Genomic DNA, 12,744 nt, shown 5'->3' with positions numbered 1-12,744 from the left:
TGTACCATCCCTTATTTAATCTTTTGTTCCTATTGCCGTTTTTTCTCGGTTTATGGCTTAATTTATGACAAAATACTGACCGCATACCTCGCTATAAATGGTTTAATAACTATCACAATGCATATGATTAATAAGAAAAATAATGAGCTTATTCCAATGGATAGATATGAATGAGCGCACCTCTGTATGCGATGCGCGATCATGTCAATCGTCCCCCTACTGGCAAGGTCAATCCTCCTGTGCCTAAATCGGGAAAGCGAGGCCTTAAGCGATTGTTCGCTTGGATAGGCAAAATCATATTCGGCTTATGGCTAAGCTCGATTCTGATCGTTGTGTTATTTCGTTTTGTCGATCCTCCAATATGGACCTGGCGCATTGAGCGCGCCTTATTTCCGCCCGCGCCTATAACCGAGGTGCGGCACCAGTGGCGTGGGCTTGAGCAAATTTCCCCCGAGTTACAATTAGCCGTGATAGCCGCCGAGGATCAGAAGTTTGCTAACCATAATGGCTTTGATCTTGCCGCAATAAGCTCAGCACTCGAATACAACCAAAAAGGAAATAAAGTGCGCGGCGCCAGCACTTTGAGCCAGCAGGCGGCAAAAAATCTATTTATGTGGTCGAGTCGCAGTTTTTTACGTAAGGGAATCGAGGCTTGGTTTACGCTGCTAATGGAGCTGTTCTGGGATAAGTCCCGCATCCTTGAGGTGTATTTAAATATTGTCGAATTTGGCCCTGGAATTTACGGGGCCGAAGCGGCATCTAAGCATTATTTCGCTAAGAGTGCGGCCAAACTTAACCGTTATGAGGCTTCGTTACTGGCGGCGGTATTACCTAACCCCTGGCGGTATAAGGTGTCACCGCCATCCCAATATGTCGAACGACGCTCCGTTTGGATCCGTAAGCAAATGCGCCAGCTCGGTGATATTACGCTTAAAAAAGTCCATGGGGCGGAATAAGGCGAGATTGAGTGAGGATTGATCTATTAAATGCCTTGTTACTCGCCGGCGACTGAGGGATATTTTATTACCGAGTTGGAATTAGATTGGCAATATGTTGAATAAAGGTTGGTTCTCATAGTTGCTAATGGTTTGAAAGTCTATCCTGTTCGCTTCTGTGTCGGTTTAATGTTAAATTGTCGGGCAAATTTTACACCTTAGTTTTCTGATTTTGCATTATCTGCGTAAGGGATATGTAAGAGCGGATAAATATTCAAATACCTAAGGTACTTTAGGTATTGTTTTCATTAAATTGAATTGTCATAAAATGGAGTTTTTTAGATGAAAAAGATGGTCATTGCTGCGGCGATAATTGCAGCGGGTGCGGGCGCGTATTGGTACACACAGCATGGAACAAGCTCGAGTGCCTCAGCAAATCCTTTACTAGATTATGTGCCTGCCGATACCCCCGTGTTTTCTGGTCAGTTGAAGCCATTTCCGTTAAAAGCGTATTTACAATCGATTTCTGGTAATTACCAGCAATACCCAACGGATGCCCTCGCTGAATTGAGCGAGCTCGATAGTCCGATGGGCAAGTTCTTTGTGAGTATTTATCAGCAATATATGGAAGGTATTAAAGAACCTGCTGTATTACTAAAAACCTTCGGTTTAGCCGATGAAGTAAAATCATATTTCTATACTCTCGGTGCTTTGCCTGTTTTAAAAATCGAGATGAATCAAGTGGCCGCATTTTGGGCTGTGCTGGATAAAGCCGAAAAGGACAGTGGGGTAACCCATGAAATGCGTCAAGTTGGCGGTGTAGATTATCGCGCTTACGCTTTATCCGATGCGGATTCTACTGAAAAAGCAGATCTTTTATTCGCCCATAAGGACGGTATTTTAACTGTGACTTTCAGCACTTCGGTGACTGAGCCTGAATTGTTAGAGATGGCGCTCGGCTTGAAGAAGGCGCCGCAATCACTCGCCTCTTCCGGCATACTGCAAGAGATCATCAAGACCCATGGTTTTATGGAAGATAGCGTCAGCTTTATCAACCATGTTGAAATTGTTAAGGCCTTGACCTCTCCCGATAGCAATATGCTGTCGAAGCAACTGACTAAGTTCCTCGCCGATGAGAATGAGGGAGTCGATCCCTTAGCCGAGATCAGAACGCCTGAATGCCGTAGTGAGTTGACTGCCATTGCCGCAAACTGGCCGCGTACAGTTGCCGGATTAACCGCCTTCTCTGCGACGGAAAAAGAGAGCCATATGGCGGCCTCTTTCGTGATTGAAACTAAAAATCAGCCAATCCTCACAGCATTGCAAAAAATGCGTGGGTTCATTCCGGCTCACTTAGCCAATATCGATAGCACTATCTTCTCTATGGGATTAGGCCTCGATGTTAACGAAGTCGCGCCTTCACTCACGGCGATTTGGGACGATCTGCAAAAGCCGCAGTTAACCTGTGCGCCACTGGCTGAATTGCAAGCCGAATTGAGTCAGCAGAGTCCTGCCATGCTTGGCATGTTTACGGGCATGGCAAATGGCGTGAAGGGCATGAGTGTCTCATTACTCGATTATAAGATGAGTTCGCAGGAGCAAGAGCCAAAGCTTGAAAGCTTAGATGCCTTAGTGAGCCTGAGTGCCGATAATCCATCGATGCTATTTAATATGGTGAAACCCTATGCGCCTATGCTTGCCGAAGTGCAATTGGCCGAAAATGGTGACGCAACGGATTTATCACCAATATTAATGTTGCCACCAGAGTTAGGTATCAAACCAATGTTGGCGATTAAAGGCCAACACTTAGTGGTTTACAGTGGTGATAAAGGTTTAGCCTTGGCCAATAAGTTAGCGGATGAAAAAATCGCGGCAAATGGCCTCTATAGTATGTCGGCGGATTACGGCAAAATGTTTACCCCAGTGCTGACACTGTTAGAAATGAGTGGCGAACCTATCCCCGAAGAATTGCAAATGTTGAAGGATTACAACATGCGCGTTCAAATGAGTTTCGACGTTAATAAGCAAGGATTAGTCTTCGGCTCAGTGATGAATTCAAAAGCTGGCGATAACAAATAAGCCCTTGTCTGTGATAAAAAAGCCCGCAATTGCGGGCTTTTTTATGGCGAACGGTTTTGGGCAAACCTAGGCTGTGACCTAAAAGAACTGACCGACTTAGGGGGCGCTGATTTAACTAAACTCACTAGGCCCTGCCATTCAATATCACTATTTTGAGGTAACAAAATATCGGGTTCTGTGCCATTTCCCGATAGCAGCTGTCCCTTGGCATCATAGGTGAGTGAGCTGCTAAAACTTATCTCTAAGCCACTATTGGGTAACGTAAAATGGTATTGTCTTGCAAAATCTCCCGAGGTTTTCTCCCCGATCAAATTTACCCTAGACCAGGCTTTAGTTCGGTAAGCTATCCATTCACATTCCTGCCGGCACCGCGGGCTTACCAGTAGTGCGAGGCGATTACTCCCCTCGGGGGCAACATCGGGTTTAGTGCGGACATACCAAGGGCTAAATTTGTTCTCATCTATATCAGGCAAGTGCCGAGTCAGCATTTTCAGCTTTGGTAAGCTAAAATCGAGTGCCGCTAAGGGTTTAAAATTGAGGGGCTGCAGGTAATCGTTTCTAAATTCTGGGGAGCGGCGGTAATGGGCAAATCCCATTATTTGGCGAAGCGGTCGACTATCTGAAGAAGCATCCTGATAGCGGGATAGCATACTGAGCAATTTAGGGCTAAAACCATGGGCTTCCCGTAGGTCGACCACCAGTAACGGCTGTTTCATGCCTTCAATCAGGGCTTGTTGTTGTGTCTTGTCCCGCTCGAAAGCATAGAGATCGTCGATCCTTAGTCTCACTGTGGTGTTGTTGATGGTTTCTAATGGGTAAGCCGTTTTTGGCAATATTGCAGATTTTAATTGGGAAAGTTGAGTTAAAAGTTCGCTAGCTGTAGGTTCCGAGGCCTCAGTATTGGTCGTCACCGCTGCGTGATTGCGTGGTGATTTTTGAGGTAAGGCTAGGGTCACCTGCTGGGTTTGCAACTCGTCATTAATTAAGGTGATCAGTACATAGGGTTTGAGACTGAGCCCTAAATCTTCCCGTAACAAATTGAGCTTTTTAAGCCAAGGTAATTGCATCTCTTGGCTCTCTTTTGCGGGTTCAGGCAGGTAGGCTTGGCTCGCCGTGACCCATTTACTTAAAGGCAGACCATCGATATGGGTAATAAAGGGGAAATCAGGATTAATAGGGCTATTTTTAGCATCTAATGCGAGCCATTGCTCGTTTATCGGCCTGAGAGTTAGGGGCAGGTTACCACCATTATCGTCAAAGTTGCTGACTTGGGAGCCAGGATCTTTCATGGTATTGAGTAGTTTAGTTACCTCAGCTGCGAACCTGCCATTGGGCGTAAGATCTTGGTATTGCTCGGCAATGAGCGTTGCCATATGGGTGAGTTGTTCGGTGTTTTTAGGTGGATTTAAGGCATAAAACGCCGAGTGTTGCTCAATTTGGTCGAGTAATGCAAAGAGATCTTGTCGTATATCCTGCGCACTTAATTCAGGGCTAAGTGTTTCGTCAGGCAGAGCAAAAAACGCGAGCTTAATTAAGCTCGCGAGGATAATGGCAGTGAGTAATGTGACTATGCTGCGGTAGCTAAAACTCATATTCATCTATAGTGCTGGTCGAGTCGGCATAGAATTATGGCTGATTTTTGTCCGCTGTCACCTTAAAGAATATCATTGAGTGACACTCCGATCCCGATGCGTTGGTTATGGTAGTTGTAGTCGATCAGGCTCTCACCATATCCATTAAAGTATTGAGTATAAAAGCGTAGATTACCTGCAATCGGATAGCTCCAGGTTAATTCTGCCGAACCTCTGTCGATATCCTTTAGATTACTTTTGAGGGTGAGAGTGAATCTATGTTCATCTATGCCATAGACACCGACAAATTCAGCCCTGCCTATGTACTCTTCGATATCTGGATTATCGTCGCCTTGGGGCTGAGTGGGATCGGTTTTTTCATCTTCCGGAATTCGCCACCACACTCTTGTTGAGAAAGCGAGCGGGCCGGCATCGAAAATCATAGTGGCATAGAGTCGATTCCAACTCCGGGAAAGATCCCCCGACTTACCATTAGATTGATGGACGGCACCAAAGCCCCAGAAAGAGTTAGTGACACTGCCGATTTTCCAATCGTTATTAAACAGCATAAAGACTTCGGGTTCGTGGTTAGTTTCACGGAAGGGGGATGAGATATCCTTGTTATACACTTGCCAATAGGATTGGTTGGTATAGGCAAAAAACAGATGACCATTGTCACCAAATACATTGTACCAAATAGGAAACTTGAAACTTATCTGGAACTTAGCTTCAACATTATCCAAAGTGTAATCATTTTCGGCCGCATCTTCGGTAAAGGGCTCCATATTAGGATCGGGACTGTAGGTGACAGGCAAGATGTAATTGACTTTATGCGGTGTGATAACAAAGGGAAGCTCTGCTGTTGCCAGTTCATCCTTTACTCTGTCTTTCACTAGGGACTCTTCGGCATGCAGCCCCGCACAAGTGAATAGCCCTACTAACGCGATAGCTCTATAAAATGGGAACATCCGCCCTCCTTGATGTGTTTGTCAGTCTTATGCTTTCTACAATCAACGTCCTAGCTTAACACTAGTTAATGTATTCACTGTTACTTATACCTAAGCTATGGTTGCACTTGACTCGGTTAAACGTAGATTTAGCTCAAACATTCAGGGAGATGAGTAGAATTTTTGGCAATAACATAGTGCCAGAATAGCAGTTCTTGTATGTCCCTATTGAGCAAAGATATTAGCATTTAGATTTAAAAGTTTAATAAATTTAATTGGTTATTATATTTTTGTCTTGGATTTATTGCATCTATTCGGCACTTTTTTATGTTGGTTTCTGTCACTAAATACTGCGTTATATCTAAAAGATATAAAAACTAATAATTATCTATTTATTATGGAATATAAGAGGCGCTATATTTCTACCAGACTAACGTGATCTTGGGGAATGTGATGGAAGTTTTATCTTTACCGGGCCAAAAGGCCAAAGGCAAAGTGTGGCTGGTTGGCGCAGGCCCCGGAGATGTTGAGCTGTTAACACTAAAGGCATGGCGGATTCTTAAGGTCGCCGATGTGGTGTTATACGATGCCTTAGTCAGCCAAGATATTCTCGAACTTATTCCCAAAGAAGCCGAGAAGATTGCCGTTGGTAAGCGTGCTGGCAAACACAGTGCCGCCCAAGATGATATTAATCAGCTACTTGTCACTAAAGCCTATACCCGTAAGAATGTGGTTCGCCTTAAAGGAGGTGATCCTTTTATCTTCGGTCGCGGCGGCGAAGAGCTGCAAACCTTAGTCGAAGCCGGGGTAGAATTTGAAGTCGTCCCCGGCATTACCGCCGCCAGTGGCACTTCGGCCTATGCGGGTATCCCGCTGACCCACAGAGATCACGCCCAAGGCGTCACTTTTATCACTGGCCATTGTCAGTTAGAAAGCCGCCCTATGGATTGGCAGGGTTATGCTAATTCTAACAATACCTTAGTCGTGTATATGGGGATACTTAACGCGGGCATTATTCGCCAAGGTCTCGTCGATGCGGGCCGAAGCCCGGAAACACCCGTGGCGATAGTCTCAAAGGCAACCACTAAAGAACAACGTCGTTTTATCGGCCGTTTAGGTGAGCTTGAACAGCTTGCCGCCGATCCCGAATTACAAATGCCAGCCCTGATAATCATAGGTGAAGTGGTTGCACTTTCAGCGACGCTTAATTGGTTCAATCCAGAAGCCATAGACAGTGCCCAGTGCCAGCATGAACTGACTCAGATAACAAAAGTCTCGACAAATTAACAAAATAAGTCACAAATTAAGTAATCATGCTGTGTCAATGCAGCAAATTTAAGGTAAACGGAGAATAGTATGGCCGGGCGTGAATTAAGCCACTTACAACAACTGGAAGCCGAGAGTATCCAGATCATTCGTGAAGTTGCAGCCGAATTCGACAATCCTGTGATGTTGTATTCCATCGGGAAAGATTCTTCCGTTATGTTGCACTTAGCGCGTAAAGCCTTTTATCCGGGCAAGATCCCATTCCCGCTGCTGCATGTTGATACGGGCTGGAAATTCAAAGAGATGATCGCGTTTCGTGATGCCCAGGCCAAGAAATTTGGCTTCGAGTTACTGACCCACATCAACCCAGAAGGTTTGGCCCAGGGGATTAACCCCTTCGACCATGGCAGTGCGAAACACACTGACATCATGAAAACCCAAGGTTTAAAGCAAGCACTGAACCAATACGGTTTTGATGCGGCCTTCGGTGGCGCTCGCCGCGATGAAGAAAAATCCCGCGCCAAAGAGCGGGTGTATTCCTTTCGCGACCGTCACCACAGATGGGACCCTAAAAACCAACGCCCAGAATTGTGGCGCACCTATAACGGCGCGGTAAACAAGGGCGAAAGTATTCGCGTGTTCCCGTTATCTAACTGGACAGAATTGGATATTTGGCAGTATATCTACCAAGAAAACATAGAGTTAGTGCCTTTGTACTTTGCCGCAAAACGACCCGTGGTTGAGCGCGGTGGTCAGCTGATTTTAGCCGATGACGAGCGGATGCAATTAGCCGAAGGCGAGCAGATTAAAGAAGAAGTGGTACGTTTTAGGACCTTAGGTTGTTACCCACTCACGGCGGCCATGCACTCCGAGGCCGATAGCCTAGAGAAGATTATTGAAGAAATGCTGTTAACCCGTTCAAGTGAACGCCAGGGCCGATTGATCGACTCAGATCAAAGTGCCTCCATGGAGCAGAAGAAGCGTCAAGGCTACTTCTAATCAAGCCTCAGGTTAACCCTATTTCGCGAAGGTGGCGCAAGTAAAGCGCGACCTTTAGCCAAGCAGATCAAGAGTGAGATAACGATGGATAAAGCAGTCAACAAAACCAATCGTATGGCGGCGGAAATTAGCCTCCATGGGGTGAAAGAATATTTAGCCCAGCAGCAACATAAAGGTCTGTTGCGCTTTTTAACCTGTGGCAGTGTCGATGATGGCAAAAGCACCTTAATCGGCCGACTGTTACACGACAGCGCGCAGATCTATGAAGATCAATTAGCGAGCCTAAAGAGCGACAGCGCTAAGATGGGCACCACAGGTGAAGCGATAGATTTGGCCTTGCTGGTGGATGGTTTGCAAGCCGAGCGCGAGCAGGGCATCACTATCGATGTGGCTTATCGTTATTTTTCAAGTGATAAGCGTAAGTTCATCATCGCCGATACGCCAGGGCATGAGCAGTACACCCGCAACATGGCCACGGGTGCATCAACCTGTGATTTAGCGGTGATCTTAGTCGATGCCCGCTACGGCGTGCAGACTCAAACTAAGCGCCATGCGTTTATTGCCTCATTACTGGGCATTCGTCACTTCGTGGTGGCCGTAAACAAGATGGATTTACTGGGGTTTGACGAGCAAGTATTCAACCGTATTCGCGCCGATTTTACGGATTTCGTGAAAGATTTCGGTAACCTTGATATCCACTTTGTGCCCTTATCGGCGCTTAATGGTGACAACGTGGTAGAGCGCAGCACTCAAAGCGACTGGTATCAAGGCGGTACACTGCTTGAACTGTTAGAAACCATTGATACTCAACGCGAACTCAGTGCATTGCCCGTGCGTTTCCCGGTGCAATATGTGTCGCGCCCTCACTTAGATTTTCGCGGTTTTGCAGGCACTTTAGCCTCAGGCATCATCAAGGTTGGCGACGAGTTAGTCGCTTTACCTTCGGGCAAACGCAGTAAGGTTGACCGTATTGTCACCTTCGATGGCGATCTTAAGGAAGCAGTTGCGGGCCAAGCTGTGACTATTACGCTCGAGGATGAAATTGATATTTCCCGTGGAGATTTATTGGCCAAGCCAGATTCTGCCCCTGCGGTGGCAAATCAGATCACTGCGGATATCGTCTGGATGGATGAAAAGCCATTACAACTCGGCCAGTTATACGACATTAAAGTCGCGGGTAAGAAGACACAAGCCTCTGTGACTGCTATCGATTATGTGGTTGACGTTAACACCTTAGCACGCAGCGCTGCGGATACGCTTAGCTTAAACGCCATTGCCCGTGTGACCTTAGAACTGACCGAAGACATAGTGTTCGATGCTTATTCGTTAGTGCGTGATACGGGCGGGATGATCTTAATCGACCGCTTGAGTAATGCGACGGTTGCCGCTGTGATGGTGGTATCGGGTCAACATGTGAGCAAGCAAGTGTCTTCACAATTTAGTGCCTTTGAGGTTGAGTTTAATGCTTTAGTGCGTAAACACTTCCCACATTGGCAAGCCATTGATATCACAAAGCTTGGAGCTTAATTAGTGACTGATTTGTGGCTATTAGCGCTTATTTTGTTTGGCTTAGTGGCCGGCTTAGTTAGCGGCCGAATCAACCCAGCAGCATTGTTTTTATTCGCTTTTTTACTCTGCTATCTGTTGGGTATGGTGGCGCTCGATACCGCATTAACAAGCTTTACAAATATTGGCTTAGTCACATTAGTATTATTGGTATTGGCGGCAACGGCCTTAGAAAAAACCTCTCTACTCGGTAAGTTGAGTCAAGTCATAGGCAATAGTTCTTTGCCTATGACACTTGCAAAGCTTGGGTTGTCGACGGCTTTGTTGTCGTCCTTTACCAATAACACTGCGGTCGTGGCGTCGCTCATTGGCGTTGTACGGCGCAATCAGGCCCACGCACCCGCTAAGTTGTTGTTACCACTAAATTATGCGGCAATTTTAGGTGGCACACTGACGCTGATCGGTACTTCGACCAACTTGATTGTGAACTCCTTTGTGGAAAACGCAGGCTTACCCGCCTTAGGTTTTTTCGAGTTTACACCGGTCGCTGTGGTGATAGTGATCGCAGGTATGCTGCTACTAATCCTACTGGCCAATACCTTGCCCGACAGACGGGAAGAGTCGGGGGATGAAACCTTGCCCTATCTACTCGAAGCCCATGTGGCCAAAGGTTCGTCCTTAGTCGGTCGCAGTGTGGTGGATAACAAGCTCAGGGCATTGAAGAAGTTATATCTAGTTGAATTAGAACGCAGCGGCATTTGTATTTGCCCTGTGCCGCCCCAGTTAGTGCTGCAAGCGGACGATGTGCTGCGCTTTAGCGGCGCGGTGGAGTCGGTGGAATTATTACATCAATTCGATGGTTTAGATTGGTTTGGTAAGCATCAGGCCAAGGGGCAAAATCTGGTTGAAGCCGTGCTTGCGCCATCATCCAGTTTAGTCGGCAGTTCGTTGAAAGAGTCGCGTTTTCGTGAACAGTTCGATGCGGCCGTGATGGCGATTCGCCGTGGGCATCATCCACTAAAGGGCGGGCTCGGTGACATTATTCTGCAACCCGGTGATGTGCTACTACTGACGCCTGGGGATGGTTTTCGTACCAGCACTAAGCTCAGCTCAGAGTTTGCCGCTATCAGTGGCCTAGATTTGAATGTGCGCTTAGATAGCCGCCGTAGCCAATTTGTATTGCTAGGTTTTGTGGCCACTATCGCCTTGAGTGTCACTGGCGTATTGCCATTGGCTAAAGGTTTAGTGCTCTTGCTGCTCAGTTATTTTGCCATCGGCGCTGTCACGCTTACTGAGCTTAAACGCCGTTTCCCATTGGAATTAGTGGTGATAGTGGGGAGCGCCTTAGGCCTCGCTAACTTGATGATGAGCACCGGCCTTGCGGACAGTTTAGCCCAAGGATTGCTCTCGGTTATCAATGGTTATGGGGCATTTGGCGCCTTTGTCGGTGTGTATTTGATGACCTTGTTGTTGACTGAACTGGTCACTAACAACGCGGCGGCGGCGCTGGCTTTCCCGATCGCCTATGCGATTGCGCTTAATTACGGTGTCGATGTAAGACCCTTTATTATGGCCGTAGTCTTTGGTGCCAGCGCGAGCTTTATTTCGCCCTATGGCTATCAGACCAATTTGATGGTGTTTAATGCGGGAAATTACCATTTCAGTGATTTCGTGCGTTTAGGGTTACCACTCTCAGTGCTGTATTCCCTGATAGTGATTTTTATGGTGCCTATTATCTTTCCGTTTTAGCCCTAGAGTGAATTGAGTGCCCTTGGACTTTTATATTGAAATCGCCAAGGATACCGAAGGAAGTGAGGATTATTTATGACCAATATCGTGTGGCATCAACATCTTGTCGATCAAGCAGCCAGGGCCGAACAAAAGGGCCAAAACCCAGTATTACTCTGGTTTACGGGACTTTCTGGGGCGGGCAAGTCGACCCTAGCAGGGGCGTTAGAGCGGGCATTATTTGAGGCGGGATTCCACACTTATTTGCTCGATGGCGATAATGTGCGCCATGGTCTGTGTAAAGACTTAGGGTTTACCGTAGAAGATCGGGACGAGAATCTACGCCGTGTGGGTGAAGTCGCCAAGTTAATGGTGGATGCGGGGCTTGTGGTGTTATCGGCCTTTATTTCCCCGACCCGTGAAGAGCGCGACAGCATTCGTGCCCGTTTCCCGGCGGGGCAGTTTATTGAGGTGCATGTGTCTACGCCATTAAGTGTGTGTGAGCAGCGGGATCCTAAGGGGTTGTACGTTAAAGCACGCAGTGGTGAGATAAGTAATTTCACAGGGATTTCATCACCCTATGAGGCGCCATTAGCGGCGGAATTAACCATAGATACCAGTAAAGGCGATTTGGCGAGCCAAGTGAGAGCGCTTATCGATTACTTAACCGCGATCAGCGTGATTAATGCTGATAAGGTAAAAGTATCTTAAAAACAATATGCTTTAAAATTAATAAAATAGGCGCCCAATGGCGCCTATTTTTATGGCAAAGATTGGCGCAAAGAGCTGACCATTATTCGATTTTAAAATCTTTGGCAAATAAAATCTGCAGTGCCTTTAGGTATTCTTGATCTGCCTTAGGCTGCACCAGCTGGGCGAGTTCATCACCAATCGGCGTTAAGCGATAATAGCTAAACAGTAAGTTACCGTTCTTGGGGGTTAACTTCATCTGTATCCCTGGCATAGTGAATTGGATAGGGGTTTTGCTGGTCAGTAGGCCTGTTTCAAATTCGCTACTGTGCAGTATGCCCGCATCGACTAAGGTCAAGATGCTGGAATAGGGCAGGCCAAACTGGGATAAGCCTAAATTGACCGAGGTCGTTTTTCTAAAGTATTGCCCAATCCCGCCGGATAGCCGATAACCACTGATGAGTTTTAGCCGCTGTTCGTTATTCACCTTAGCCGCCATACCGAGGGCTTTTTCCAGTATTTGGGCTTCCCTGTGGGTTAATTGCTTAAGGAGCGCAAGGGTTCGCAGGCTGAAATTCCCTGGATTAACAATTTCGCTCGATAAAATACGTGCCCACAGATCCTGCATCTTGCGGTTATGGATCTGCTCCGCCATCAGAAAGAACTGGTGGCTCCAGTCGGGATCAAGGTCGACACCCGTTACATCCGATGGGGTGTAGCTCAAAGCTAGGGCAAAGATAGTTTCCACATTGGCCTGATATTGGCTCGACAGCTTGCGTGCCCTATGTTGCGCTCGCTCTGCAATGGAAGCGTTTGCGGGGCGATAATCTTGCTCACTGGCTAAACCCAATTGGCGCCCGAGAAGCAGGGCCTTTTTACGGGCTGAGACCTCGGAGGTCGATTCGCCTTCTTCTGCCAACATTAAAATATCTGAATCCTTCATCGGGTGAATAATCCTTGAACCTGCATTATGGTGGAGGGCATGGCGTTCTCATACCTTAGATTACGCCTTTAGCTTATTCC

At 46.9% G+C, this 12,744-nt stretch carries 10 protein-coding genes; 7 read left to right on the top strand and 3 right to left on the bottom strand.

Features of this window, described 5'->3' with window-relative positions:
• Window positions 1-170: 170 nt before the first annotated feature.
• The gene (gene mtgA / locus JFT56_RS15450; protein ID WP_198780903.1) at window positions 171-956 is read left to right on the top strand and encodes a monofunctional biosynthetic peptidoglycan transglycosylase; all 786 of its coding nucleotides are present in this window, start codon (window positions 171-173) and stop codon (window positions 954-956) included.
• Window positions 957-1,277: 321 nt separating this feature from the next.
• A complete protein-coding gene (locus tag JFT56_RS15445; protein WP_198780902.1) occupies window positions 1,278-3,014 on the top strand; it encodes a hypothetical protein in 1,737 nt (578 codons plus the stop codon).
• A 41-nt stretch (window positions 3,015-3,055) separates the two neighbouring features.
• Here JFT56_RS15445 and JFT56_RS15440 read toward each other — a convergent pair whose 3' ends face one another.
• Together JFT56_RS15440 and JFT56_RS15435 are read right to left on the bottom strand one after the other, a co-directional pair.
• Window positions 3,056-4,606, bottom strand: a complete 1,551-nt coding sequence (locus tag JFT56_RS15440; RefSeq protein WP_198783602.1) for a S41 family peptidase — start codon at window positions 4,604-4,606, stop codon at window positions 3,056-3,058.
• Window positions 4,607-4,668: 62 nt separating this feature from the next.
• On the bottom strand, window positions 4,669-5,553 hold the full coding sequence (locus JFT56_RS15435) for a phospholipase A (RefSeq protein ID WP_198780901.1): 885 nt from the start codon (window positions 5,551-5,553) through the stop codon (window positions 4,669-4,671).
• A gap of 432 nt (window positions 5,554-5,985) precedes the next feature.
• Here JFT56_RS15435 and cobA point away from each other — a divergent pair, with 432 nt between their 5' ends.
• The 5 genes from cobA (at window position 5,986) to cysC (ending at window position 11,742) form a co-directional block, all read left to right on the top strand.
• The gene (gene cobA, locus JFT56_RS15430) at window positions 5,986-6,819 is read left to right on the top strand and encodes a uroporphyrinogen-III C-methyltransferase (protein WP_198780900.1); all 834 of its coding nucleotides are present in this window, start codon (window positions 5,986-5,988) and stop codon (window positions 6,817-6,819) included.
• A gap of 69 nt (window positions 6,820-6,888) precedes the next feature.
• Window positions 6,889-7,797 carry a sulfate adenylyltransferase subunit CysD gene (gene cysD, locus JFT56_RS15425; protein ID WP_007645629.1) on the top strand — a complete coding sequence of 303 codons (909 nt, stop codon included), beginning with the start codon at window positions 6,889-6,891 and terminating at the stop codon, window positions 7,795-7,797.
• An 84-nt stretch (window positions 7,798-7,881) separates the two neighbouring features.
• The gene (cysN, locus tag JFT56_RS15420) at window positions 7,882-9,324 is read left to right on the top strand and encodes a sulfate adenylyltransferase subunit CysN (protein WP_198780899.1); all 1,443 of its coding nucleotides are present in this window, start codon (window positions 7,882-7,884) and stop codon (window positions 9,322-9,324) included.
• A 3-nt stretch (window positions 9,325-9,327) separates the two neighbouring features.
• On the top strand, window positions 9,328-11,052 hold the full coding sequence (locus JFT56_RS15415) for an SLC13 family permease (RefSeq protein WP_198780898.1): 1,725 nt from the start codon (window positions 9,328-9,330) through the stop codon (window positions 11,050-11,052).
• Window positions 11,053-11,127: 75 nt separating this feature from the next.
• Window positions 11,128-11,742 (top strand): adenylyl-sulfate kinase, encoded by a 615-nt coding sequence (gene cysC / locus JFT56_RS15410; RefSeq protein ID WP_198780897.1) that lies wholly within the window; start codon window positions 11,128-11,130, stop codon window positions 11,740-11,742.
• Between the two features lie 82 nt (window positions 11,743-11,824).
• On the opposite strand, the gene JFT56_RS15405 is transcribed toward cysC, so the two are convergent.
• The gene (locus JFT56_RS15405; protein WP_198780896.1) at window positions 11,825-12,664 is read right to left on the bottom strand and encodes a TIGR03899 family protein; all 840 of its coding nucleotides are present in this window, start codon (window positions 12,662-12,664) and stop codon (window positions 11,825-11,827) included.
• Between the last annotated feature and the right edge of the window lie 80 nt (window positions 12,665-12,744).

The sequence above is a fragment of the Shewanella putrefaciens genome, assembly GCF_016406305.1.
GTDB lineage: Bacteria > Pseudomonadota > Gammaproteobacteria > Enterobacterales > Shewanellaceae > Shewanella > Shewanella putrefaciens_C.
The sequence above is the reverse complement of the archived record's forward strand: the minus strand, read 5'-3'. Positions and strand labels throughout refer to the sequence as shown.

Bases quoted from the DNA above. Each gene is read 5' to 3' on its own strand.
- mtgA (WP_198780903.1), top strand. From the start codon at position 171: ATGAGCGCACCTCTGTATGCGATGCGCGATCATGTCAATCGTCCCCCT.
- JFT56_RS15445 (WP_198780902.1), top strand. From the start codon at position 1,278: ATGAAAAAGATGGTCATTGCTGCGGCGATAATTGCAGCGGGTGCGGGC.
- JFT56_RS15440 (WP_198783602.1), bottom strand. From the start codon at position 4,606: ATGAGTTTTAGCTACCGCAGCATAGTCACATTACTCACTGCCATTATC.
- JFT56_RS15435 (WP_198780901.1), bottom strand. From the start codon at position 5,553: ATGTTCCCATTTTATAGAGCTATCGCGTTAGTAGGGCTATTCACTTGT.
- cobA (WP_198780900.1), top strand. From the start codon at position 5,986: ATGGAAGTTTTATCTTTACCGGGCCAAAAGGCCAAAGGCAAAGTGTGG.
- cysD (WP_007645629.1), top strand. From the start codon at position 6,889: ATGGCCGGGCGTGAATTAAGCCACTTACAACAACTGGAAGCCGAGAGT.
- cysN (WP_198780899.1), top strand. From the start codon at position 7,882: ATGGATAAAGCAGTCAACAAAACCAATCGTATGGCGGCGGAAATTAGC.
- cysC (WP_198780897.1), top strand. From the start codon at position 11,128: ATGACCAATATCGTGTGGCATCAACATCTTGTCGATCAAGCAGCCAGG.
- JFT56_RS15405 (WP_198780896.1), bottom strand. From the start codon at position 12,664: ATGAAGGATTCAGATATTTTAATGTTGGCAGAAGAAGGCGAATCGACC.